21 protein-coding genes are annotated in these 26,916 nt (G+C 44.9%); 3 read left to right on the top strand and 18 right to left on the bottom strand.

Features of this window, described 5'->3' with window-relative positions; translation table 11 throughout:
* Position 1: 1 nt before the first annotated feature.
* Both D7V92_RS12605 and D7V92_RS12595 read right to left on the bottom strand, forming a co-directional pair.
* Positions 2-664, bottom strand: a complete 663-nt coding sequence (locus D7V92_RS12605; RefSeq protein ID WP_005865210.1) for a transcription termination/antitermination NusG family protein — start codon at positions 662-664, stop codon at positions 2-4.
* A 419-nt stretch (positions 665-1,083) separates the two neighbouring features.
* A complete protein-coding gene (locus tag D7V92_RS12595) occupies positions 1,084-2,016 on the bottom strand; it encodes a site-specific integrase (protein WP_005855471.1) in 933 nt (310 codons plus the stop codon).
* 906 nt (positions 2,017-2,922) lie between these two features.
* On the opposite strand from D7V92_RS12595, the gene D7V92_RS12585 reads away from it, so the two are divergent.
* The 3 genes from D7V92_RS12585 to D7V92_RS12575 are packed head-to-tail and all read left to right on the top strand — an operon-like array spanning position 2,923 to position 9,233.
* The gene (locus tag D7V92_RS12585; protein ID WP_199718908.1) at positions 2,923-6,117 is read left to right on the top strand and encodes a TonB-dependent receptor; all 3,195 of its coding nucleotides are present in this window, start codon (positions 2,923-2,925) and stop codon (positions 6,115-6,117) included.
* Positions 6,118-6,130: 13 nt separating this feature from the next.
* Positions 6,131-7,642, top strand: coding sequence for a RagB/SusD family nutrient uptake outer membrane protein (locus tag D7V92_RS12580; RefSeq protein WP_008771643.1), 1,512 nt, complete (start codon positions 6,131-6,133; stop codon positions 7,640-7,642).
* A gap of 34 nt (positions 7,643-7,676) precedes the next feature.
* On the top strand, positions 7,677-9,233 hold the full coding sequence (locus D7V92_RS12575) for a M81 family metallopeptidase (RefSeq protein ID WP_011965998.1): 1,557 nt from the start codon (positions 7,677-7,679) through the stop codon (positions 9,231-9,233).
* Positions 9,234-9,351: 118 nt separating this feature from the next.
* On the opposite strand, the gene metH is transcribed toward D7V92_RS12575, so the two are convergent.
* The 16 genes from metH to D7V92_RS12490 form a co-directional block, all read right to left on the bottom strand.
* A complete protein-coding gene (metH, locus tag D7V92_RS12570) occupies positions 9,352-13,044 on the bottom strand; it encodes a methionine synthase (protein WP_121772999.1) in 3,693 nt (1,230 codons plus the stop codon).
* Positions 13,037-13,996 carry a nucleoside recognition domain-containing protein gene (locus tag D7V92_RS12565; RefSeq protein ID WP_011965997.1) on the bottom strand — a complete coding sequence of 320 codons (960 nt, stop codon included), beginning with the start codon at positions 13,994-13,996 and terminating at the stop codon, positions 13,037-13,039. The genes metH and D7V92_RS12565 overlap by 8 nt, the downstream gene beginning before the upstream one ends.
* A 6-nt stretch (positions 13,997-14,002) precedes the next feature.
* Positions 14,003-14,464, bottom strand: coding sequence for an SsrA-binding protein SmpB (smpB, locus tag D7V92_RS12560; RefSeq protein ID WP_005855460.1), 462 nt, complete (start codon positions 14,462-14,464; stop codon positions 14,003-14,005).
* A gap of 14 nt (positions 14,465-14,478) precedes the next feature.
* Complete coding sequence (locus D7V92_RS12555; protein ID WP_087346671.1) at positions 14,479-15,045, bottom strand: YIP1 family protein; 567 nt, start codon at positions 15,043-15,045, stop codon at positions 14,479-14,481.
* Between the two features lie 33 nt (positions 15,046-15,078).
* Positions 15,079-15,828: a hypothetical protein gene (locus D7V92_RS12550; protein WP_087346674.1), complete on the bottom strand. Its 750-nt coding sequence runs from the start codon at positions 15,826-15,828 to the stop codon at positions 15,079-15,081.
* Positions 15,829-15,833: 5 nt separating this feature from the next.
* Positions 15,834-16,595, bottom strand: a complete 762-nt coding sequence (locus D7V92_RS12545; RefSeq protein ID WP_005865189.1) for a hypothetical protein — start codon at positions 16,593-16,595, stop codon at positions 15,834-15,836.
* Positions 16,596-16,723: 128 nt separating this feature from the next.
* On the bottom strand, positions 16,724-17,497 hold the full coding sequence (locus D7V92_RS12540) for a hypothetical protein (protein ID WP_005865187.1): 774 nt from the start codon (positions 17,495-17,497) through the stop codon (positions 16,724-16,726).
* Between the two features lie 55 nt (positions 17,498-17,552).
* Positions 17,553-18,821, bottom strand: coding sequence for a porin family protein (locus tag D7V92_RS12535; protein ID WP_121772998.1), 1,269 nt, complete (start codon positions 18,819-18,821; stop codon positions 17,553-17,555).
* Between the two features lie 6 nt (positions 18,822-18,827).
* Positions 18,828-19,355 (bottom strand): RNA polymerase sigma factor, encoded by a 528-nt coding sequence (locus tag D7V92_RS12530; protein WP_005865183.1) that lies wholly within the window; start codon positions 19,353-19,355, stop codon positions 18,828-18,830.
* A 168-nt stretch (positions 19,356-19,523) separates the two neighbouring features.
* Positions 19,524-19,874 (bottom strand): cation transporter, encoded by a 351-nt coding sequence (locus D7V92_RS12525; RefSeq protein WP_121772997.1) that lies wholly within the window; start codon positions 19,872-19,874, stop codon positions 19,524-19,526.
* A gap of 162 nt (positions 19,875-20,036) precedes the next feature.
* Complete coding sequence (locus tag D7V92_RS12520; protein ID WP_057329386.1) at positions 20,037-22,274, bottom strand: TonB-dependent siderophore receptor; 2,238 nt, start codon at positions 22,272-22,274, stop codon at positions 20,037-20,039.
* A 112-nt stretch (positions 22,275-22,386) separates the two neighbouring features.
* Positions 22,387-22,815 (bottom strand): hypothetical protein, encoded by a 429-nt coding sequence (locus D7V92_RS12515; RefSeq protein WP_009276262.1) that lies wholly within the window; start codon positions 22,813-22,815, stop codon positions 22,387-22,389.
* A 45-nt stretch (positions 22,816-22,860) separates the two neighbouring features.
* Entirely contained in the window at positions 22,861-24,348 is a 1,488-nt protein-coding gene (locus tag D7V92_RS12510) for a glycoside hydrolase family 10 protein (protein WP_057329385.1), read from the bottom strand.
* Between the two features lie 12 nt (positions 24,349-24,360).
* Complete coding sequence (locus D7V92_RS12505; RefSeq protein WP_121772996.1) at positions 24,361-25,137, bottom strand: glycerophosphodiester phosphodiesterase family protein; 777 nt, start codon at positions 25,135-25,137, stop codon at positions 24,361-24,363.
* Positions 25,138-25,248: 111 nt separating this feature from the next.
* Positions 25,249-26,202 (bottom strand): thioredoxin-disulfide reductase, encoded by a 954-nt coding sequence (gene trxB / locus D7V92_RS12495; RefSeq protein ID WP_005865171.1) that lies wholly within the window; start codon positions 26,200-26,202, stop codon positions 25,249-25,251.
* A 37-nt stretch (positions 26,203-26,239) separates the two neighbouring features.
* Complete coding sequence (locus D7V92_RS12490; RefSeq protein ID WP_121772995.1) at positions 26,240-26,914, bottom strand: LolA-like putative outer membrane lipoprotein chaperone; 675 nt, start codon at positions 26,912-26,914, stop codon at positions 26,240-26,242.
* Positions 26,915-26,916 lie beyond the last annotated feature (2 nt).

The following is a 26,916-nucleotide window of genomic DNA, read 5'->3' as shown; positions in this document are numbered from 1 at the left end:
ATCATAATAGCTCTAGCAGGTCACGGGTGATATTTACTTTGGCACATCCCAGTAGATCTACACGGATCACAAAGTTAAGATTGCCATCCTCCACTTCCAGCACGTTACCTTCTAGACCATGCAACTTACCGCCGTTAATGCGTACCCTCGCTCCAAGAGGCAGCGGACGGGGATCGATAATGACAGGCTCTTCGGAATCGTCCAGCATCCTACGGAGTTTCACCATCTGCTCATCCGGAATGAAGGCTACGGGGCGTATGCCTCCAGACCGTTCGCCAGCTATGTTTACCATGAAACGTTTGATATAAGGAAGATGCACGATCTCCTTCCTACGCAAGACATCGGTGCAACGGATGAATACAATGGAACGGAAGACGATCCGGTCTACTTGCTTACGCTTGCCGCTTGGCAGAAGACACATCTCTTTTTGGGAGGCTATATAAACCTCATAGTCCTTCTCGCCTTCCGGCTGACTGGCTATGCGCTTTTCCAGCTTGTCACGGCATAGTTTCTCGGACTTGTTGTTGACGATAGCGATGTACCAATGTTTCTGATCAGATTTTCGCCGTAACGGGTTTTCAGGAATGGTTCTTTCAACGCCTACGGCGTCGATACCCTCATGAGGTACCGAATTTACAACCGTTTTTACAACATTCGCTCGCATCTCGTTGATTGCTTAAAAGAGATAGTTTGATATATACACCATAACCCTTTTTCGCCATGTGAGAAATTAGGCTACTTAGTGAGTAGCGCAAAAGGTGGGAGAATGGTTATTACCCAGTTGTAGAGACGGAGCATGCTCCATCTCCCACCGTCTGACAGTAATCTAAAACATCTTTTAGAGGGGATGAGACGGGGTATACCCATCTCTACAAGAATGTATGTTCGATTTTAGGGGGGGACGTGATGATTTCGGAAATACGAGGCCATTTCGTCTCTATTGCCATGTCTATACATCAGAAATAAGAACGAATATTTAACGAGAATCCAACTGGAAACACAAACAAACCCTAATGATTGCTTGTTTTTTGTTATTTTTTACTACATTTGCGGCGTGAAACAAACGCTACTCACTAAGTAGCCTCATCCCACTTTCGACACATAATTATAGACACAACCAAAGCAAGTGCTATTCACCTCTGTCATTTTTTCCAAAGAGAAACTTCTCAGATAAATCTGGGTGGTCTTGATGGACTTATGCCCCAATAATTCACTGATCATTTCTATAGGGACATTTTGCTCTTTCAATGCCATGGCGAAGGAATGGCGGATCGTATAAGAGGTAACATCCGATGCTATTCCAGCGGCCTTTTTCAACGCCTTCAAATTTCGATTGAACCGGGATAGGGCCGCATTGTATTCGAGATATGCCTCATAGCCCGTCTTCGTTCCACTCAAAAAAGGGAATAAATAGCCTGAGGCCGGCCTCTTGTCACCCATTAATTCCTTGCGCATCAATTCTGCCGTATCCAAAATTTCCAGTCTCATCGGTGTGCCTGTCTTCTGCCGATTATAGTCCAATATCCCGTTTTTGATATTCCTTTCTTTTAGGTGGGCGAAGTCCACGAACGACATTCCTGCATACTGAAACAACAGACAAACGACCAGTTGTGTCTCCCTTAGCACCTCACTCTCTACCTTCACCGTCATCAACTTATGTTGGTTCTCTAAGGATAGGGATTTCTTGCGCTTACTCTCCACTCCCGTAAAAACTCCTTGGAACAAACCAGGGATATATTCCGCATCACCATCTTCGATCGCCTTGTTATAGACGCAACGGATACGACGCATATAAGTGGAAACCGTGTTGCACATGCAGCCTTTCTCCAGCAAATAAGCCTCATATCGGTGAAGATTGGCCTTATTGATATCCGAATAGGAAATGTTCTCTGTTCCACTATACTTTATAAAGGAGTTCAACGCATCCTGATAACTTTTGGCGGAGGAATAACGCTTTTCCTCTCGTAACTGGGACATATACCTTCTCACCCCTTCCACGAATCCTTTCTCATCCATATCTCTCTGTTTTTAAATAATATTTGAAATGAATTGACAAATGTAACTCATACTATCTGAATGCAAAAAGAATTACCGAAACACTATCATAATGTTTACTTTCTAAACATATTTTAAACACATACTTTTTCAAAACAGTTATGTTTAAACCAATATTATGGAACTTTAGTACCCAAAATAGCACATTTTTTAGGATATATCCTGAACTTGTATGTATTTAGTCGGCTTATAATTTCTATTTCCCGGCAGATAACCGACATCTACCCGGCATCTAGTTCGGATTATCCGGCACTTGCTCTAATTTAGCTGGGGTCTACTCCTAATCTCAATCTTTTGTACACTGAAAAACGAGACTATATAGAGCCTTTGCGCTCTAGAACGGCAAAAAAGTCGACTGATTTTCAAATATCATTCAGGAGGCATTTATTAGTTTTCAGAAACAAGAGATATAATAATTCGGCGGATATTGATAAAAAGAAAGCAAACTGCAAGTATTTTCCTTCATACACACTCTATTCGTCAGAGCTTAACAACCGGAGAATCGCATATAATAAACACACACACTATCCTATCTCAAATACGAGAAGCAGAAGGAGAGAGAAATGACAAATTGACATAATTAAGCCGTATTAATGACTTCTATCGATTGAATACACAATATTAAATTAGCAGAGACTTGCTTGCAGGTGTCGTTTTTTTTCACGAATATTGCAAATCAAACAACCAAATAAACATATTCAGTTTACTAAAGTTAATCTTAAAGAAAGGAGAGCCTATGAAACAGGAACCATCATGAACCATATCTAGCAGGGAAACTGGCTGGAAGATATGGCAACATAATTCAGCCAAACAAGTTTCTAAACGCCTTTAAATCAATTAATACTAACACTAAAACATTACAAATGTATGAATGAAATTTGTAAGGGGAATCCTAACCCCCGATTAAACACAAAAACTAAATTGGGCAGAGTCATGAAGTTAACCTCAATCCCGCTATTTATTTTTACCACAGGTGTATACGCTTCCGTACACTCCCCAAACATGCGCATTAAAAGCGACATCAAGATTATAGAGAAACCATCAATCGTATCCACCCCGCAACAAAACATCCGTCAGATCACCGGAACCGTGATTGATGCTGCCGGTATGCCGATAATTGGCGCCAATGTGATGGTAAAAGGGACAACAAACGGGACAATAACGGATATAGATGGAAAATTCACGTTGGAAGTAGCCAAAGACGCTATTTTGCAAGTGTCCTATATCGGTTATATGAACCAGGAGATTTCGGTAGGCAATAAATCGGTTTTAAGCATCTCCTTGCAAGAGGACACACAAAAGTTGGATGAGGTGGTAGTGATTGGCTACGGTACGATGAAGAAAAGTGATATCACGGGGGCTATCTCGTCCGTGAGCGAGGAGAAAATCGCTCGCCAAGCAGTGGCCAATGTTTCTACCGCATTGCAAGGCTTGGCTACCGGTGTATCCGTCACTTCCAGTTCCGGATCTCCGGGTTCCGCCGCCACGATCCGTATCAGAGGTGTCGGTACGGTAAACGACGCGGAACCATTATTCGTCGTGGATGGGATGCCCGTGACGGATATAAACTACCTGAACACATCGGATATACAGTCTATGGAGGTGCTTAAAGACGCTTCCGCTTCCGCTATCTACGGTTCCCGTGGTGCGAACGGCGTAATCCTTATCACTACGAAAAAAGGCGCCGCTGGAAAAACCACCGTTACGCTCGACGCATATTGGGGTATGAACAAAATATTGAATAATCTCGATTTGATGTCAGGTCCGGAATGGTACGACTATCAGGAGCAGTTGAACACAGTGAGGAGCGTTCCCATCAATTTGGCCCTTGTTAATCGTAATGTTTCCACCAATTGGATGGACGAGATTACGCATACGGCCTTTATGCATAATTACAGTGTCGGCATAAGCGGTGGTAAAGAGAACGACTATAAATTCAATCTGGGCTTGAACTATATAAACCAAGATGGAACGATCAAGAAATCCAACTACGAACGGTTCAGTGTCCGTCAAAGCACGGAAAAAACGGTGCTCAAAGATCATTTGGTAGTGGGTACCAACGCATCGATCGCAAGATCTACCGACGCAAGTATTAGTGAGCGCAACAGTAGTAATGTGTACGACTCCGACTATGGTGTCGTAAGTAACGCGATCCGTTTGGATCCGGTAACTCCCGCCCAAAACGCAGACGGTTCATATGGTTACTCTCCTTATATTGACTACTATAACCCATTGGCAAGTATCATGTATCGGGATAATCAACGGGAGAAACTTGCTTTCATCGGCAATATGTATGGGGAATGGCAGATTATAAAAGGATTGAAGTTCAAGAGTAGCTTCGGAGCGGAAATCAGAAGGGTAGACAATAAAACCTTCTCGCCTGTCTATGAGGTATCCTCAAGCCAAAGAAATTTAGAGAGTAGTTTATCGAAGTCGCAGACCAAAGGGCACTACTATACGTTCGAGAATACCCTTTCGTATGAGAAAACGTTTGCCGAGAAGCACTCCATATCCGCTCTCGTAGGTTATACCAACGAATGGGGTAAGCAGGAAACCTTGAGCGTAAATGCGAGAGATCTTATCGGAGAGTCGGATAACCTGCATTATATAGACGCTACGCTGGACAAGAACAAGACCACGGCCAGCAATAGCGCTACGGAATATGGTTTGATGTCTTATCTGGGCCGCCTACACTACGATTACAATAACAAATACCTTATTACGGCCACTTTCCGGCGAGACGGCTCCTCTAAATTCTCTTCCAAGAATCGCTGGGGTAACTTCCCCTCGTTCGCTCTAGGTTGGAGAATCGACAACGAACCGTTCTTCCAGAAATTGAACGCCGAATGGGTTTCCTCCTTGAAACTCCGCGGGGGCTGGGGACAGATCGGAAATCAGAATATCACCAATTATGTGGATCGTAGTTTGCTGTCATTGAGTACGCAATACGGCGCTTTATTCGGAGCGAGAGAGAATGAGACCTTGTATCAAGGTATTGCCGTGAGCAGATTGGGCAATCCGGATATTAAATGGGAGACCACGGAATCTCTGAATATCGGTCTTGACGCAAGCTTCTTTAACACCCGCATGGTCTTCAGCTTCGAGTATTATTACAAGACAACGAAGGACATGCTGCTGGCCGCTCCTATGCCTATCTATATGGGATATGCCAGCAACACCTACACTAATATCGGCGAGGCGAACAACCGCGGTATCGAGATGAATCTCGAGTGGAGAGACAAGACCGAAAGCGGTTTCGAATACAACGTGGGAGTAAATATGTCGACCATCCGTAACCGCATGACGAAATTGAATGGTGGCACACCAATCTCCGATGGACCATTCCGAAACGGAAGCATGTACCTCACCTATACGAATGAAGGTATGCCTATCGGCGCGTTCTGGGGCTATAAGACAGACGGGCTTATCCAAACACAGGAACAGTTGAATGCCGTTAAGCGGGCGGATTTCCAACCTAATGCCGAATTGGGCGATGTATTGTTCGTAGATACGAATGGCGATGGCAAGTTAGACTCAAGTGATAGATGCATGATCGGTAATCCTATTCCGGATATCATATACGGTATCAACATGGGTATGGCGTGGAAAGGCTTCGACCTCAATTTGCAGTTTGGTGGAACAATCGGTAATCAGATATTCAACGCGATGCGTTATTACACCTACTTCCCGAACGATATAACGAACAAGGATAGAGCGTTAATGAACTATTGGACGCCAAATAATACAAATACGGACATCCCTCGCCTGACGGCTACGGACGTAAACGACAATGACCGCTTCTCGGACATGTACGTAGAAAACGGGACTTATTTCCGCTTGAGAAACGCCCTGCTAGGTTATACCCTGCCCGCTTCTCTCACGCAGAGGATAAAACTACAAAAAGTACGTTTTTATGTAAGCGGCCAGAACTTGTTTACGATATCCAGTTACTCGGGTATGGATCCGGAAGTGGGTCAGTCCAGCTCTTTGTCTAGAGGCATAGATTACGGTATCTATCCTCAGAACATTTCATTCACCGGAGGTATTAATGTTACTTTTTAAAATTTATAATGTCATGTTTAAAAACAAATATATCATAGGAATCGTACTAGCGATTTTAACAGGATTCAGCAGTTGTGCAGATTTGGATTTAGCTCCGTTAGGAAGTCCGGAGGCTGGAGAGATATCAGAGGAAAGACAAGCTTTCTTGCGTCTGACCGCTGTCTATTCCGTCATGAAGGACTTCCGTTACACATGGTCAATGCAATGTTTCGGCGACGTGTTGTCGAATGACGCGACCTACAGCGGTTCTTCGAACGACGCACAAACCTTCACGTTGCTGGAGAATTATCAGTATCAAGCGGATCATACCGAGATCTTGAACAAATATCGGTATTCTTACCAATGTATTAATAAGGCCAATTTGTTTATACGGGATATGGAAATGGCAGACGATGCCCTATTCTCGAAATATAACAGGGAACAGATGATCGGTGAGGCCAAGTTTATTCGCGCCTATACTTATTTCGAGCTTGTGAAAACCTTTGGTGGTGTTCCTTGCTATACGGGAGTCTTGGATCTCGATCATGAGAGACTCGGACGTGCGTCTGTCGAAGAGATATACTCGGTTATCGAGCAAGACCTAAACGATGCGGTTAGCGTATTACCTAAGAAAAGTGAGGTGGCTAACTACGAGTCAAGCTATGCGGGAAGGATTACCAAAGGCGCGGCCATCGCCATGCAAACACGTATTTATCTGTATGAGAAAAAATACGATGAGGTAAAAAAGGCATTCGAGAAATTCCAGAATGAGTGCGGGGGTGAGTATAGCTTGGTCGCTCCGGAGGATTACGCTTGGCAGTTCTCACTGGACGGCGAGCACTGCTCCTCTTCTATTCTAGAAGTGAATATGTATGTCTCTTCCACCCAAAGTTCGTATAATGTAAATAACGGTAACCGTCACGTGCTGATGTCTATGCCCCGAAACATGACGATCGGCTTCGGTTGCGCGCAACCTACACAGGCCTTGGCGGACGCTTATGATGCTGAGGGGGATGTCATACGAAAGAAGACCACTCTCCTTTCCACGGAAGAGGCCATAGAGATCGAGACCGCAGCCAAAGGCGATGTGGCACCCGTTACGGACGACCGAACCGGTTGGTACAATCGCAAACTATATCTCGCGCCCGGGCAAAGAGAGGAGAATCGGGGAAATAATCAACCCACGAACCTCAGGCTTATCCGCCTCGCGGAGGTATATTTGAACTATGCCGAGGCTTGTTATTTCAGCGGCGATATCGCTAATGCGCAAAAGTATCTGAATGAGGTAAGAAGTCATGTCAACTTGGCTCCTAAGAACCATACAGGAAGCCAATTGTTTGAAGACATCATGAATGAGCGTCATCTGGAGTTCGGAATGGAAGGTTTCCGGTTCTTTGACGTGGTACGTGTAGGATGGGGCGAGAAAGTATTTAACGGAACCAAGAAGGCGGAATTTGGAGCTAAGACTCCTTTCAGCGCCGGTGCGGAAGTATTGCCTATACCTCAAACCGAGATTGATATTAGTGACGGTTTAATAACTAATTAATAAGGAAATAACAATTCGCAAAAATCATAATAGTATGAATAGGAATTTAGTATTGCTCGGAATCTGTCTCTTGGCCGTATCGTTCGTTGGAGAGACCTTTGGACAGAAGAAAAAACCTCGTATCGGTATTGCCGGTATACAGATAGAAAACAGCGTGTTCGTCCCGAATAGGCAACCGCTCGTAGGACACCCCGTAAGAATGCCGGACTATCTCAGCCCAGACTCCGCAATGGGACAGGCGGCCACTTGGCTTCCCACGCAGATTGGCTATGGCGGTGGAAGAGGCCCCGTGACAAAAGAATCGTACGATGCGTTTGTGGAAAAAACATTGGAGATGATCAAGGCCAATATGCCATATGACGCCTTCTGGTTTTATAACCACGGAGCTTGTAGCGTGGAAGGCGTAGCCGATCCCGAGGGTGAATTCATGGAGAAGGTGCGTAGCTTGATCGGAAACGATGTCTTGACTACCACCACGATGGACCTTCACGGAAATACGTCTTGGTTGGTAGCTCTCAACTCCGATTTGATTACGACTTATCGTCAAGCACCGCATGCGGATTCTCGCGAATCGCATCGGCGAGGGGTCGTCAATTTGTTGGAACGTCTTGAGTCGGGGAAAGGACGTCCGGCATACAAGGCATGGGTTGCTGTTCCTGTCCTAGTATCCGGCGAATGGTCGAGTACTCGCGTCGAGCCTGCGAAATCGCTGTACGCATTGGTTCCCGAGGTTGAAGCCATGCCCGGAGTGATAGACGCAGGGATCTGGATCGGTTATGTTTGGGGAGACAACCCACGGAACCAAGGAACCGTGATGGTTTACGGTGACGATGAGGAGCAGGTTAAAGCCGGTGCGAAGAAACTCGCCCAGAAATTCTGGGATGTCCGTAAGCAGTTCTCGCTGGAAGCTCCGGGATATTCGCTCGAGAAATGTATCGATCTGGCAGTAGCAAGTAAAAAGAAGCCTTTCTTTATCAGTGATATGGGAGATAATCCCGGTGGAGGTGGTTCAGGTGAGGTCACTTGGACTTTGGCGAGGCTCTTGAAACGCCCGGAATTCCAGACCGATAAGGGAAAGAGCGTTCTTTATTGCTCCATCCCGGGAGAAGAAGTGGTTAAGCAGGCACGTAAGGTCGGCGTAGGCGGACACGTAGAAGGCATGGTAGGTGCCATGGTCGATAATTCCTACGAAGGTCCCGTGAAATTGTCGGGTACCGTGGTTTATGTCAGCCCGGAAGAAGACAAGAACGCGGAATCATGGAGACGGAAAAGGGATATCGCTATCGTAAAGACCGGAAGCGTTTATGTGGTAGTAGGCACATCGTCTCCCACTCCAAACCTAGAGGGTTCAGGTATCGATCCGAAGGAAATGGATATCGTAATGGTTAAACAAGGTTACCTTGTAACCCAATGGTACAATATACAAGCGGATTGGGTGATGGCTTTTACAAGGGGAGGCGTGGATCAGGACTTCAAGAAACTTCCCTATAAGAATATCGTGAGACCGATGTTCCCGATCGATCCAGACATGGCTGATCCGGAATTGAACGTTATCATGGTTCCTTCCGCCAAGCATTACTATGGCAGATAGATCGTATTGATTGTTTTTTACTGCAATACCTATGCAGTGTTACTGCAATAGGTGTTGCAGTATTACTGCACAGGCATTGCAGCATCACTGCAACCCGGGTTGCAGTGATGTTAATAAATTATCCTATATTCTTACTCAACAACTTTCGGGCTTGTTCCTCCGTTAAATTCCGGCGGCTCGCATAATCTCTCATCTGCTCCTCATCGATAGAACCGATCATGAAATATTGAGAAGAGGGATGGGCAATATAAATCCCACTAACCGAAGCCGTAGGATACATGGCACCATTCTCGGTTAACGAAACACCAATTTGCGACATATCGAGCAATCCATCCAATGTGAAATTCAATAATTGATCCGGTAGAGAAGGGTAACCGATAGCCGGACGGATTCCTTGGTATTTCACCTTGTAAAGATCCGGGATAGACAAGGATTCGTCTTTAGCATATCCCCAATATTCTTTACGTACTTTCTCATGAAGATATTCGGCTGTAGCTTCCGCTAGGCGATCGGTCAAGGTTTGCAGCAACATTGAATTATAGGTATCGCCTTCTTCCTCAAATTTATCCTTCAAACAATCAGCGCCAGCTCCAGCGGTAACGACAAACGCCCCTACATAATCAGTTCGCTCCTCGGAAACCGGTATTACATAATCGGAAAGACATTTATAAATATTTTCCTCTTTTTTTACTTGCTGACGTAATAAAGGCAGCGCTATATCACCCATTCGGATCGTATCCCCTTCACTATTCGCTGAGAAAAATCCGTAAATCGCTTTACAATATTCAACCTTCATATTGACCAGCCGATCCAATAACCTAACAGCATCCTTGTATAATTGCATCGCCTCGGTAGCCTTCGCACGATCTTTTTCCGGGAATCCGGCCAACCAAGAGGCACGACAAGAATCGCAACCATGTATCTGGGAGATTTCCGAGAAACGGCCATTCAATTTCCATGCGCTAAAAAAGAAGGTCCAGTGGATATAAGGAATCACTTCTTCCAAGGGGATATAAGGGATAACATGTACCCCCATCCGGGCCGGAACAACCGGTGTATACCCGGTCCAATCTATTTCTATCGGATGCTTACGAGCCTCTGAAAGAGAAGCCAAGGTCTCTTTCTTCTGCCCTAAAGAGGCACGCAAGGCTTCTTGTTCTTGTTCCAACTCCCTGATATAAGCGTCACGGGTATCTGGATTCAATAGTTTGGCGGCGATCAACGGATTCTGTGAGGCATCCAGCACATGAATCACCGGATAATCATAATGCGGAGCGATCTTCACCGCCGTATGCAATTTGGAGGTCGTAGCGCCACCCACCATCATAGGAATCGTAAGTCCCGCTTTCTGCATCTCGTCCGCAACATGCGCCATCTCTTCTAAAGAAGGGGTTATCAGGCCGGATAAGCAAACCAGATCCGGTTTCTCCTCGATCGCTTTCTTTATGATCACATCTGCGGGAACCATTACCCCTAAATCAATCACCTCGTAGTTATTACAAGACAATACGATAGAGACGATATTCTTACCGATATCATGTACATCCCCTTTTACCGTAGCGAAAATCACTTTACCGGCCTTCGCGGAGCCGGAAGCTTTCTTTTCAGATTCAATGGCCGGTTGTAAAATAGCCACGGCCTTTTTCATCGTACGTGCGGTCTTCACGACTTGAGGGAGAAACATCTTTCCGGCACCGAATAACTCGCCGACCTTATTCATTCCGCTCATTAACGGACCGTCAATTATATCCACGGCATGCGAATAAGTCCGCAAGGCTTCTTGTAAATCATCCTCCAAATAGTCTCCGATCCCTTTGATTAAGGCATGCTCCAAACGCTCCTTCAATGAAAGCTCACGCCAAGCCTCATGCTTCTCCGGAGTTTCTCCGGAAGCTTGAACATGTAAATTTTGAGCATAAGTAATTAATTCCTCGGCAGCTTCCGGACGGCGTGCCAAGATCACGTCTTCCAACAAGGTACGGAACTCCGGCTCTATATCCTCATAAAGTACGGAGGTAGACGGATTCACGATACCCATATCCATCCCCTTCCCGATCGCATGATATAGAAATACGGAATGCATAGCCTCGCGTACATGATTGTTCCCCCGGAAAGAGAAAGATAAATTACTTACACCACCACTCACCTTCGCACCCGGCAAGTTCTTCTTGATCCATTCAACGGCACGGATAAACGCCAGACCATAGCCATTATGTTCCTCCATACCGGTAGCGATCGCCAATACGTTCGGGTCAAAAATAATATCTTGGGGATTGAAATCGATCTTCTCGATCAATAGGCGATAGGCCCGTTCACAAATCTCAATCTTTCTTTCATAGGTATCCGCCTGCCCCTTCTCGTCGAAAGCCATCACGACCGCAGCCGCACCCAGTTGCTTAATACGGGCGGCATGTTTAAGGAAGACCTCCTCTCCTTCTTTCAAGGAGATGGAATTCACGATGCTCTTTCCTTGCACGCACATCAAGCCTTCCTCGATCACTTCCCATTTAGAAGAATCGATCATGACGGGTACACGGGCAATATCCGGTTCGGAGGCGATCAAGTTTAAGAATGTCTTCATTTCTTTCACGGCATCCAACATACCATCGTCCATATTGATATCGATCACTTGGGCGCCATCCTCCACTTGCTTACGAGCGATCGTCAACGCTTCCTCATAACTGCCTTCTTTTATCAAGCGTAAGAATTTCCGAGAACCGGCCACATTACAACGCTCTCCCACGTTCACGAAATTATTCTCCGGTTTCACCTCCAGCAGTTCCAAGCCCGACAGCCACAGGCAATCCGGTTTCAAAGCCGGGATATGCGGTTTAGCTCCTTTCACCAACTCCGGATACCGGGAGATATGCGCTGGAGTCGTTCCGCAACAGCCTCCGATAATGTTCACTAATCCCTCTTCCACAAAAGGCTTCACATGTTGGGCCATTTTATCCGGCGTCTCGTCATAGGTACCAAAACTATTCGGCAATCCGGCGTTCGGATAAGCGCTGATATAATAGGGGGCATACTTCGCCAACTCTTGTAAATAGGGCTTCATATCCGCCGCTCCGAAAGAGCAGTTTAAGCCAACCGAAACAATATGTGTATGCTGTATGGAAGCTAAGAAGGCCAATAAAGTCTGTCCGGAAAATGTTCGTCCACCTTGCGCGGATAAAGTCAAAGACAACATAATCGGCAGGTCTTTTTCTTTCTCTTTCAACACGACCTCAGCCGCTTCCAATCCCGCTTTTACGTTCAACGTATCGAAAGTAGTCTCGAAAAGGATGATATCCACCCCGCCGTCAACAAGTCCCTCGACTTGCTCCTTGTAGGCATTATACAAATCTTTATAAGTTACGGCACGATAAGCGGGATCGCTTACATCCGGACTCATGGAAGCTGTCTTATTGGTAGGACCGATCGATCCGGCCACGAAGATCGTACGATCCGGATGCTCTGCCATATAGGTATCCGCCACTTCCCTCGACAATCGTCCGGCGGCCAGATTTATCTCACGTACATAGGCCTCCATCGCATAATCTGCCATGGAAATAGCATTCGCGTTAAACGTATTCGTAGCGAAGATATCTGCTCCCGCATCCAAATACTGACGATGAATAGACTGGATTACATCCGGGCGGGTGATACACAATAAATCATTGTTCCCCTTCAACTGTCCCGGAAAATCGGCGAAACGTTCGCCTCGGTAATCTTGTTCGTTTAGTTTGAAACTTTGGATCATGGTACCCATACCACCATCCAAGATCAAAATGCGCTCATTCAAGAGTCGCAGAAATCGTTCCTTATTCATAAATATGTTTTACCTTTCTTGCGTACATATAACTATATCCCCGGAGGATCCATACCACAGCGATGGCGAAAAACAGACGGGTAGGCACCACCCAAAGAACGGGTACCCCTATCGCGGCAAAGATGATCGTATCTTCCAACAGGGAATGGCACACGGCCAAATGATGGTTTAGCAAGTTGCCGTCACCGTAAGACAACTTCCTCTGCTCCATTTGCTCTACCATAATAGCCCCGCCATAAGCCAGTCCGACCACATTACCTACCAACCACAAAAAAGCGGCATCTTGAGGCAAGCCAAATAATCGCATCAGCGGAGAAAAGACCGAGGACAATCCTTTCATTAGATTAAACTCTTCCAATATATAATGAAGGATCATTAAAGCCGTAACAATTATCAAAATAGAAATCACCACCTTCATCGAGCTGGTAAACCAAAGTACGAATACTTCCAACCAATTATCGCATACAGCTGCGCTTTGAGCGATCCCGACCTGTCCCCATCCTTCATGGGGCATTACCCAATTCAAAAAAAAGGCGATCACGAAACTCATGATCAAACGGAGCAGCGTCATCTCCCAGAAAGAAGACCCGGTCTTTGCCTGTACGGAGGATTCTACCATTAGATTATGGGAAGTAAGGCACATCAATGCCAATATCGTAGCTTCACGGACTCCTAAAGACATCGAGGTGATCAAAGCGATCGGAGCATATAATGGGGAGAATATACTGGTTATAAAAACAATGGCTGTCTCCCCCGGCAGACCCACCAACGAGAACACGGGCACTAACCAATCCGAGATCTGACCTAATATTCCGGAATATTGCAATATACGGACCAATAAAGAAATAGGCAAAATAATCTTTAGCAGCCATAAACACGTCTTGCCTGCTTTAGGCAGAGCTTTCAGGATACATCCCCAAACCCTACCGATCACGCCTTGCCCTGTTTCCATCTCGACTTATCGTTTGAAAGCCCGATCCATCTCCCGTCGGTCGTCACGTTCCCGGATGGAGTCTCGCTTATCATATTCCTTTTTACCTCGTGCGATCGCGACGACTACTTTCGCCAATCCTTTCTCATTGATAAACAAACGAGTGGGAACGATCGTAAAACCACTGGCACGAACCGCGCCCTCGATCTTTCGTAATTCCTTTTTGGTAAGAAGTAATTTCCGGTCCCGCCGTGCGTTGTGATTATTGTACGTACCGTAAAAATATTCGGCGATGTACATATTCTTCACCCACAGTTCCCCTTTTTCCACGATACAAAACGTATCTACCAAACTCGCCTTCCCTAAACGGATCGATTTAATCTCCGTTCCGGTCAGTACGATCCCGGCCGTAAATGTATCAAGCAACTCGTAATCGAATGTCGCCCGCTTATTCTTTATCTGTATGTTATTACTAATCTTCTCTTTCATCTTGTGTTATTCTGTCAAAAACTCAAACCGGGCATCAGCATCGATAACAAAATCTCGATAACTACCGGAGTCAGTAATATTATGGCGGTTGTAAATCCTACGAACTTCAAGCGGATCTTCTCCTCGACTCCCATATACGGACCAGCGCCTTCCCAAACAATATAGAATGTATAAAGGATAAATATCCGCAAGAAGAAAAACTCGGGAAGCAACATCAATACGATATTCAAAGCGAACATCAACGACGAGGAATACCCGACGAAGCGCAACCACAGTTTCAAATCCTTCTCCCGTTTAAATATACCTTGCCATATCTCGTTCATCAGATAAGCCCCGAGGTAAAAACCACCGAACGAGGACACCAATGTCCGGATAGACGACTTCAAGGCCAGCTCTAAATCAAACTCCTTCCGCGTAAACAATACGCCCAGAAAAGCCGCGACAGTAACGAAGCCGATCAAAGGATACACGAATCGGGATAAGAACTCCTCCTGCTTCTCTCCTTTTTTCGCTAACAAGACCCACGCCTTCGCCGGCTGTGAGATGATAGCGATTACCCACCTAAATATCTCCTTATACATCTCTGTTTACTTTTAAATAGCAAAAGTATATATTTAATTCGTAAAACGCAACGTAAATACGTCGGTAGCCCCCCAAACACATGCGGTTGTATCCGCATTATAGCGTTCGGCATAATTTATTTTAAAATTTATCACATTTTGCCCCTCACTACTCTCTATCGCTTTGGCTTGGTCCAAAAACTTATCGATTGTAAAAGCGGTCGTATTGATCCATTTAGTGGAATCGCCGGTACCCCCCTCTTGGGTTACCCGGAGATATAGGTTATAGATCCGTTGTCCGTCATCATCTTTTTCCACCTCCTGATCAGGGTTATAGGATAAATTGAAAATATCCTTTTGGTCTACCTGATGATTTACATGTTGGGTTTGCAAAAAGAAACGTCCTTCCAAATAAATACTTTTCTTAAAGTCCAGCGTAACCAGACGCTCCTTGTCCAATACAACCGTAGTATCAGTCAATGTCTCATGCAAAGGCCATACAGCGACCGAATCATACTTATAAATCTCAGCGTTGTAAACACCATTGCCCAATTCCTCGCTAAAATTCGTCTTGAAATCAACCACGCAACAGTCACCCTCTTTCAAATCCGTCCGATTCTCAAACACAGAGGAAGAGACGATAAAGATCTCCCCTTGATCATCTGCCGTATAGATACATCGCATAGGATTCTCACGTATCACTCCTACTCGATGATAATTGATGGAATTACTTCCATCCCCCATACAAGAGGTCATTAAGAAAAACAAGGATAAAAATAAGCCGTATAAAATTCGCTTTCTCATCTTCTTTAGTTTATAAGTAAAGGATCCGTTACTCCCCATGTAAACTGGGTACTATCTTTCGGATTAATTTGATCGATATAATGAATCCGAACATACATATCCGCATCACGTCCACCTTGTTCTCGCATATCTTTGATAAAGTTCCCCAGATTAAAGGCATTGATAACCGCGATAGCCTCCTCTGCCTTGTCCTCCGGCTTTCCGGTCGTAGCGGCAGCCCGTAAATATAAGGAATAAATTGATTTCCGATTTTCAACAACTGGTTGTTGAGTCGGATCATAAGTCAGTTGCCAATTTAAAGCCCGGTCTTTTGTTGTCCAACAGGCGGAAGGCAAAAACAAATAATCTTCCAATTTGACGTACAGAACAGAGTCGTTCGGATTAACCGCAAGTATCGGTTGCTCATTTGTCAATAGTTTATGCGTATCCGTAAGAGGACTCTCAGCGTTTTGCTGGTTAACGGCGGTTTCCCCTTGTATCGTCACCGTATAATACCCTTTTTGTTCCGCACCCGTATTTTCCGGCAAGCTAGGATCATAATCAAAACTCACCAACAAGCATTTACCCTCTGAGTATGAGCTCAGCTTCGTCGAATAGATCCAACCGAACCGGGTATTAGCCATCATCAACGCGCTATCTCCATGTTGACGAACCACAGCGGCGGTCGTTCCCGGATTATAGACGTTATTTATGTCTTTTAGGCAAGAGGTAAACAGACCCATGATAACCGCCACCCAGACAAAACCTATTAAATTCTTGTATCTCATTTCACAATACTCCTCTTAAAGTACGCAAAGATACGATCTTTACCCATATACATAAAAAAAACGGCAAAAAAATAGGGCGTATCGATAATCTTCTTATCGGTACGCCCTCAACTTCTATACTAATTTCTTTATGAGTTTTTCACGACTTGGAATAGAACGGTATAAGAAGCCCATTTCAAATCCGTACTATCTTTTTCATTAATCGTATTTAGATAATTGACCTTAAGATTAAAAGACTTTGAATCTTTATTAGCCTCAGCGCTATTCACAGACTCCAATACAGACTTAACATTAAACGCACGGACTTCTCCTATGGATGATGCAGCAGAACCTGTTCCGTCCGCTACTTTAGCGACACGCAAGAACAAGTCATATGTCGGGACATTATCCACCATAGTAGGCTCCTTTGAACGATCCCAATATAAAGTATAAGAATTTTTCTGATCCTTAAACATATCCATTGTTATAAAGAAGAATAAATAACCGTCTACATACACCCCATAGTCGCCATTGCTAAATAGGTTTTTTACAGGTATCTCATTCTGAAGTAAGCTGGCCGAATCTGGCACATTATAAAAGACTGGCTGTCCTTTTGTTATCTCATCTGCCACAGAGATTGTCGCTGTTAAATAACCATTTGTCGCCGCATTCGCATTCTCCGGAGAATTTAGGTCTAATTCATAGTTGATCAAGTAACAAGCTCCGTCAACTACTTGTGCCGATAAAGACGGAGAGTATAATGCTCCCATATTTGTATTCAGTACCGTTTTATATGTCTTTTCAGAAAGACCTGCGACACCAAAGCCGGCACGAGTCACCGTATTATTCGATTCTCCAAGACAAGAGGTCAACAACAATAGTGACGCAGCCGCAGCCGCTCCAATTAATTTAAATGCTTTCATAATTCAATTTTTCTATTTTTAAGTATTTGTATTTACACTGTTAATCTATCGAGTATTAAAAACCAAAACGAAATCCGAGCTGAAGGCTCATGTTAAACGGCTTCTCCGAATGGATGGTTTCGATCTCGCTACCATTATCAAAATAATAGCTGGCTCCCACCTCAGCGAAAGCGCTTACAAAACGGATAATCGGATAACTTACACCCGCACGGGCATTTACAGACCATAGCCATTCTTTCATTCGAATATGTTCGCTTTGCTTTGCGATCTCTACCTCATCCGAGAATAATTTCATTCTACGTTTGCCAGCGACATTCACTTCCGCCATACCTCCGGCTGAGGCGTAAAACATAAAACGATTCCATTCCGCGATCTTATAAGTCAATGATAATGGAATTCCTATAAAATGCAATCGCTGATCATTCTCTATATGATACGTATTATTCGTACTCCACTCCGATCTTAAGTAAGAATAAGTTAATCCAGTCTGCAAAGAAAAACGATTATTCAAATAACGACTAATTGAGATCCCCACCCCAATAGGCGTCTTATGATGAATATCCGTCTTAGCAGGATCTTTCTTCTCCGCATCGAACGAATTTAAACTCATCAGATTCTCGCTCTTAAGCACGCTGCTATTCGTCACATACTGAGGGACCAGATTATCAGCGCCCATGGAAAGACCTCCACCTCCCATACCAACCCCCCATTTCCGGGACGCGGTCTTCTCCGGCTTCTTTTTAGCAACAGGAGTAGCATCCGCGACAAGTACATCATTCTTGAGAACAACTATCTCATCATTATTCCTCTCAACCTCCGGTTCAACGGTATCTTTCTCATTCGCCGATCTATCAGCAGACATTACCTCCGACTCAGAAATAGGCCGATCCTCTGCGCTCTCTACATTTTGCCGGAACGCTGCCATCCTAGCCTTAGCTCCCACTTTAACCGCTCCAGATGCCGCTTTTGCCTTCACGACCGCAGCAGCAGGAATAGTCGCTAATACGGGCGCTTGCTCCATCGTTTTCTCTATCGGAACAACCGGGGTATCCACGGATGTCGACTCTTGTGAAGACTGTATTTCTTGGGCTATAGGTAGATCTCCCATCTCCCTGTCATATAAATAGATACCACCCGATACGACCAATAAGGAGATCACGGCGGCGGCAACCCAGTAGCGAAGCGTACGACGCAAAGGAACCGGAGCCTTTCCGGGCAATCGATCGGCTATAGCCTCCCAGTCGCCGGGTAGCGTATCCATCTCGAAATCCTCTAGCTTCGATCGGATCGCGTCATCCCATATATCTCTTTCCTTTTTACTCATCTTATCTCAATACAATGCGTTAATTCTACGTTGTAATAACTGCTTGGCACGGGTATATTGGGAACGGGAAGTACTCTCTGTTATGTTCAACATCTCACTGATCTCCTTATGAGAATATCCCTCTATTGCGAACATATTGAATACGGTACGGAAGCCAACCGGCAACTCCTTCACTAGATTCATCAACTCAGCCGCCGACATGTCCGAGATAGCCGAACTATCGGGTTGAATCAGTTCCGCCGTATTGTCAAGATCGGTCGCTTCACGCAACACATCCGACTTTCGCAGATATTCCAACGCACAATTAACAAAGATCTTCCGCATCCACCCCTCAAATGAACCACTCCCTGTATAGGAATCCATACTGGTAAAGATTTTCACGAAGCCATCCTGCAACAAATCACGAGCCGTTTCCCTGTCGTTCACATAACGAAGGCAAACTCCCATCATTTTTCGGGAATACGCATCATAAAGCTCTTTTTGAGCTCGTCTCTCCCCCTTCCGACAACCCTCTATCAGTTGTAGCTCATTCATTCAGTCGTGCCTTGAACGTCTCCCTTCTGGAGACTGTACAATATTAGGATGTAAATAATTAAACAAACGCTGCATTCCGTAGAAAAATTATTTCATAAACAGGGCGGACACTCCGGCCCGCCCTCACGGAACATCTGCAAAGATAAGATGTTCTTATGAATTTCCATGTTAATGAGCGTGAGTATGCTCACTTTTTTTCGCCGGAGGTACCGGACAGCCGGCGCCATTATCTACCGGAACCGCTTCCATACCGATCTTTTTGAAGGCCGCGGCCAAGCGGGTCTTCGAAGTCTTATCCGTCTTGTAAGTCACAATGGCCGTACGGGTGCTCAGATCACATTTCAAGTCGGTCACTCCTTTCTCGAAAGCGATATTTTTCTCGATCTTCTTGATACAGTGATCACAATCCATCGCCTCGATAAAGAATGTCACAGAGTCCTTCTTCTTTTTCGCGTCTTGGGCGAATGTCATCGATACCATACATACAGCACAAAACAGCAACATAATTAATCGTTTCATAATCAATCATTTTTAATATTAACAATTCTAATTATCCATTCATATCTACCAAAAGAAAAGCACCACTATAGGCATCGGGCTACACGTATATAGGCGTAGGGCCACACCAGTATACGCATAGGCCTACACGTATATACGTGCGGGCTTATACGTATATACGTGTCAATCCCTGCTTATATTAAAGCGGATACCCGCATAAATTTTCCGTCCATGCACCGGTCCCCACACCATAGATCCATCGAAGTTATCCCCTCTGGGATTGCTGGCATCGATAATCGGATTCGGTTGTTTGTAATTAAACAGGTTCTCCGCTCCCACGTAAATAGACCATTGACGGAAATATTTCGTAATCTGCGCATTCACAACCGTATAAGCCTTAAAATTCGGCTCCCATAACGGATTAGACGCATCCGGTGTCGGCATACGACCGCCTCCATTAAACTGGCCGGTCAAATCAAACTGCCATTTTTTCAACGGGGTTTGATAAGAAGCGGTCAATAAACCTTTATAATCACTAACCAACGGCTTTTTCAATCGATGCGCTACACCCTCCTCATTCCGGTAATCGGTCTTCGCATCCGTATAACGATAAGCGGCCGTTAACGTAAATCCCCGGAAAAAAGGATAGGAAGCCTCCACTTGGAAACTATTCGAATAGGAACGCCCATCCAGATTGTAGAAACGAACCGCATGAGGATCACTATCCATATCCACCACGATTTGCTTCAAGAAATCGGTATAATACCATTCCCCGCTCAAACTCAGTTCCTTCCCGAACAAAGGTATATAAAATGACAGATTCAGACCGGTATTCCACGCTTCTTCTTGATCCAGATTGTCGGCGATATACATTTTTCGACTACTGGATAACAAAAAGTTGTTCTCTGCCAGCACATTCGCTGTCCGGAATCCTTTACCTGCCGAAGCCCGGATATGGAACCAGTCAAAAGGATTATATTTAATATGTACACGAGGGGTTACAAAGAAATCATACAACGTACTATAATCCGCACGTACACCCGCCAATAAGATCAGTTTATCATTCAGATTGAACGTATATTGGGCATAAGCTCCCGGCACGACTTCCGTACGGTCATAGGCATGACGGACCGACTCTCCTCCCGCATATTGAACCAGATTCTCGTCGAAACCATCATAGTTCATACTTAATCCGGTACTCAAGCTATGCATCGGCGTAAACTCCTTTTCATACAGCAAACTGGCATATACATTATTCTGATATACATTATAGGGCGTACGGTCATATCTTGATTTTTGCTCATGGTAAGAACCGGAAAGTATCAATGCCACGCTCTCTACCTTTTCCTTATCGATAATATAGGCCTGCTTCGTAAATAATTCGGCCCGGTTCGTATTTAAATGAATCCGATACGGGTCGGTGAAATCATGGTGTTTCGTATCCTGCCCACCGGTACGGCTCTCATGCAGATAGCGAACTCCGTATTGAGCCACGTATTTATCCAATTTATGATACCAACGGTTCATTACGTTCACCTGTTCCCTTAGCGGCGTATCGAGAAAACCATCGTCATTACCGTCATGTTGCATTTTATCATTCGAGTAGTGTACCAATAAACCAGTAGAGAGCTTGTCGTTGATATGCCAAGAAGCATCCGCATTCCCTTCATAACGTCCGGCATCACTAGCGAACACATTAGCAGAGAAAATATCCGCCGTAGGGGGCTTCTTGAATTCCACGTTGATTTGTCCGGCCAACGCCTCATACCCATTCTTAACCGAAGAGGTTCCTTTAGACACCTGAATACTTTCCATCCAAGCTCCCGGAACATAATCCAGCCCATATAAGGAAGCGGCCCCCCGGAAATTCGGGTAATTCTCGGTCAACATTTGTACGTAGGTTCCCGCCAATCCCAACAGCTTAATTTGCCGGGCACCTGTAGCCGCGTCCGAGTACGATACATCGACAGACGGATTTGTCTCAAAGCTCTCCGCCAGATTACAGCAGGCCGCACGGCAAATCTCATCGTACGTAATTTTCTGAGTTTGCAATACGCTCGTACGGGAAGCGATGGTTCCCATCTTGCGCTCACTAACCACGACCTCATCCAAGGCGATCTCACCTTTTAAGATAATCTGCATAGCATCGTCCTTCTCATCCACAGGGGTGACCTCAGTCATATAACCGATATAGCTAACCACCAGATTCTTGGAGTCACCTTTTCGTTCTAACTCGAAATTTCCATCCACATCGGACGTGGTTCCATTTTGGGTTCCTTCCCAATATACATTTGCCCCGATAATAGGTTGTTTGTTTTCATCACATACACGTCCTTTCACTTTCTTGCCGGAATCCTCGGCCCAAGTCAAAGTAAAAGTCAAACAGGACAGTAAAAATATCAGATATAATTGTCTTAACATGATAGTTGTTATTTGATTGAATCGTTAAATACAGTTTCCGCAGGGATAGAGCATCCCCTACCTTAAAAACCAAAGGGTATTCAGCGAGCAGCTTCCACCCTCACGAATACAATCAAATCAAAAGCGTAGTCAATAAAGAAAGGTACACACGAGGACAGGCTACGGGAGGACCCGTCACCCTAATCTCATAAGAATCAGCAAATAAGGAAGCGATTTGTAAACTCTCGAAAATAGAGGAGAAGAGCAAATCATGTACGACTGGTTGCAGATCCGGTACTTGTATATTTACAGAATTCCAATCAAAATCAACCCGTTCAATGCCACAGCCGTTCATGCCACAACACTCCACCGTATTATTCGCAAGCTTATCACGACTATGATCATGTCCATGAATCTCACAGCACTTAGCTTCCAATAAAGCCTCCACTCCCTCTTTCTCGCAAACGCCACAACAATAAGATACGAAATTAACCCCCGCTCCCCCATAAAAGATCAAGGAAGCAAGAATTACAAGAAACAAGGATGTGGCAAATCGTCTCATATGCCGCAAAAATAAGCAAAAAAACTCGAAATCAAAATGCCCCCTTTACTTGATAAATTTAGACAGGTAATAATAGGTATCCGGAGAAGGTTCACTCTCTATCCGGTAACGGGTGGAAGCCGTTACAGAAAATGTATACCCACGTTCAGACTCTACATCGATAGGAAGAAAAAGCTCGTTGCCATAAATATTTGTAGCTAATATGGATTTTGCCGAAGCCGTGTCGATCGAATCCGTCAATGAATAATAAACGGTATAAGTTAAGTCCTGCTTTTCCGACACAGGTTTCTCCCAAGTTAAGTGCAACTCATCGTCCAAACGTTCCACTTTGATCCCCTCCGGTGCGGCAGGTACCGAATCATTCAGCCAAGTCAATGGAGGCAATTGGGCCGGATATTTATAGTAATTGTCTCTCAACTCTTTATAAAGTCCCTTGTCATTATACAGGACATTTCCACAACGAAAGAACGCACAGCCGGCTCCTCCGTAATAACGGCTATAATCGATCTGGTCCGTTATATCATTCACGGCCCAGTCCGCCTCACTCTTGTCCATCCGATAAGCTCCCAAGCCGGGTACGACCAAACGCCCGTTACAATTATCCACCCAATTATCCACGAAAGGAAAGAAATTCTTATGCAGGTAATACATCATCGGAACAATCATATCTTGTTTACCTTGTTGCATCCATATCTTCGGGTCTTGGAAGACACTTTCGTAAGCGGTCCAACCCGCATTAGGTACCCGTTCAATACGATTATATTTCCCGAGTGGCGAACTGCTCACCTGTACCCAAGGTTTCGTTTGCTTTACCCAATCGTAAATACGGTAAACCATCCGGTTGATATTCTCCCTACGCCAGTCTGCCAGAGACTTTTTTTTACCGGATCTATTATACAGCGCTTTATCCGGGAATGTTTTCGCCTCTTCGGGATAGCGGATATAATCAAAATGGATGCCATCTATATCGTAGCCATTCACGATCTCCTTGACTAAGGATAAGATATAATCAGCGGTCTCCGGTACGCCGGGGTCCAAATACCACTCTCCATTATGCCGTTTGCAAAGTTTTGGTTTCTTTTTAACCACGGAAAGCTTTCCTTGCTCCTTCACGCTTTTTTCCGTTCCTAACGGGAAAGTCACGAACCACGCATGACATTCCATTCCCCGTTTATGGCATTCATCAACGACAAAAGCGAGCGGATCATATCCCGGTAATTCTCCATACTTACCGGAGAATGTCTTACTGACTGGTTCGATAGCCGAACGATACATCACGTCTCCCCTCAAGCGAGCCTGAATGAAGACCATATTAAAATTCGCTTCTTGAAGCCGGTCCAAGATATCAAGCAATGCCTGTTGCTGGGCTTTTCGTCCCGCCTCGGTAGTAGCCGGTTTATGAGGCCAATCCAGACCATAAACCGTAGTCAACCAAACCGCACGAATTTCCTTTTTGGGAGGCTCTACCGCTTGTAACAGACAAAAAACGGGTAAAGCCAGCGACAGGATAAGCAACAGACAAAACTTTCTCATCTTTATAATGCCTTATTGAGCCCTCGAATGTAGTATTTTTTGAGTCTCTTCCGGTAAATCAGTCGTAATAAAATCGACTCCCAGATCGATCATCTCTTCCATTAATTTAGGGTCATCTACGGTCCAGACATTCGAAGTCATGCCTAGGACTTTACAATCCTTCACCCAATCCGGATGAGATTGCAAGACTTTATAATGGTAGTCTAATCCTGTAAAACCAAGCTCTTTCAATTCCATCGGGGATAATTCTCCATTCAGATAAGAAACCTCAGATTTCGGACATAGACGGATGAATTCTTTACAAGCATCCATATTAAAAGATATATAATCCGTACGTTTCGCTAATTTCATACGCTTCACCATATCTACAACAGCTTTAACAGCCTCACGGTTGCGTTCCGGGGTCTCATGAGCTTTCAGTTCTAAAATTAACCGGACATTCTTCAATTTCTTCGCACGTTTCAAATATTGCTCTAAAGTAGGGAGCTTTTCGCCGTTGCTCAATTGCAAATCTTTCAATTCATCATAAGTACAGGATTGAATATGTTTTCCTTGGATATCATTATCATGGAATATTACCAGCACATTGTCCGCCGTAAGATGTACGTCGAATTCCGAGCCATAGGCACCAATCTCGCTGGCACGTTCCAAAGAACGGATAGAGTTCTGAGCAGAGCCCTCCGTTTTCCAATACCCCCGATGGGCGATCACTTTCGTGTTATCCTTTGCCGCTACCATTCCTGCCATCATCAGGCAAAGTAGCAAAAGAAGAGTAGATTTTAAATTCATGGAAATTAAATTAGTTGACAAATGACAAGTGACAGTTGATAGTTGACAAGTGACAGTTGACAGTTAAATACCGCTTGTCGCAACTGTCAACTATCAATTGTCAACTGCCAACTATTTTCCGATCTCTGATAAATAACGTTCAGCCTCGATAGCAGCCTTACAACCACTTCCCGCAGCGGTAATAGCTTGACGATAATGGGGATCAGCGACATCTCCAGCAGCAAACACACCCGGAACTTTCGTTCGGGGAGTTCCCGGAACTGTCTCGATATAACCGATCTCGTCCGTATCTATCCATGGCTTGAAGATATCCGAATTAGGTTTATGGCCAATCGCCAAGAAGAAACCATCGATAGCGATATCCACTTTCTCCTCATCCGGCTCTCCCATACGTTTTACCAAATGAGCACCTTCCACGCCATTCTCTCCAAATAAACCCAGGGTGTTATGTTCGAAAAGCACCGTGATATTCGGAGTCTTGAAGACACGTTCTTGCATTACTTTTGAAGCACGCAAATAGGGTTTACGCACGATCAAGTAAACCTGCTTCGCCAAACCTGCCAAGTAAATCGCTTCCTCACAGGCCGTATCCCCACCACCTACTACCGCTACCGTCTTTTTACGATAGAAAAAACCATCGCAAGTAGCGCAAGCGGATACACCCATACCCGCATATTTATGCTCATCCGGAAGACCCAGATACTTCGCGGAAGCACCCGTAGCGATAATCAAAGTCTCCGTCTCGATCACTTTCTCACCATCAATCGTAATTTTATAAGGGGCCTCGCCCAAATCAGCGGCTGTAGCGATGCCGAAACGGATATCCGCACCAAAACGGACGGCTTGTTTTTTTAAATCTTCCATTAACTCAGGACCGGTTATACCGTCCGGATATCCCGGGAAATTCTCCACCTCCGTAGTTGTTGTTAATTGTCCCCCCGGCTGTATTCCTTCATAAAGCACCGGAGATAAATTTGCACGGGAAGCATAAATCGCTGCCGTATAACCTGCTGGACCCGAGCCTATAATAAGGCAACGTACTTTCTCATTCACTGAATCGCTCATAGTATCTAAGTATTAATTATCAATTTTCAATTCTCTATTATCGAAGGTCTATCACCTCTACGTCCGGATAATCCCCTTCGTTAAAAACAAAAAAACGATCCGGTTGGTTTATACCTGTTTTCAATTGGCTGATCTGGATCGTACTGCTAACGCCGTTTTTAGAAGTAACCGTGATACGAGCCGGGAAATTTGAATATTTCTCGATTTGCAACTCCACTTTCACGATATCCCCTTTTTTCTTCGGTGTCAATTCCACATCGTAAGCGGCTTTTCCGTTCGGTGCCGTACTCTCGCCTTTATATGTTGCCGTGAATCCTTTCTTATAACTATTTAATAAAAGAGCAGGATTCGTGAATTGTAACTCCTCTCCCGTAGGATTCGTCACGTTCACCTCTTCGTTCCGTTCCACATACGTCCATTGCGTCGTACCATTAAACCAAGTAAGCGCATCCGGCGTGACTAATGTAAACTTATCACCTTTCATCTGGATGGTTCCCTCAAAACTCTCTCCCGCATTCTGACCGGCAGAACGGGTAAACATCGTAAAAGAAGCGCTTATCCCGTTCGAATTCTCATAAGCAGCGGCCGCCTTCCCCAAGATATCATTCGCATTCTGGGCATGCGCCCCCACTCCTAGTCCCAACAGGAAACACAAGAATAATCCGACAAACGCGATACACCGCCACACTCTTATTTTATGTTCTCTTCTCATAT

Origin of the sequence: Parabacteroides sp. CH2-D42-20 (assembly GCF_003670185.1) — a bacterium.
GTDB classification, from domain to species: domain Bacteria; phylum Bacteroidota; class Bacteroidia; order Bacteroidales; family Tannerellaceae; genus Parabacteroides; species Parabacteroides distasonis.
This window is presented reverse-complemented; position numbering and strand designations above follow the sequence as displayed.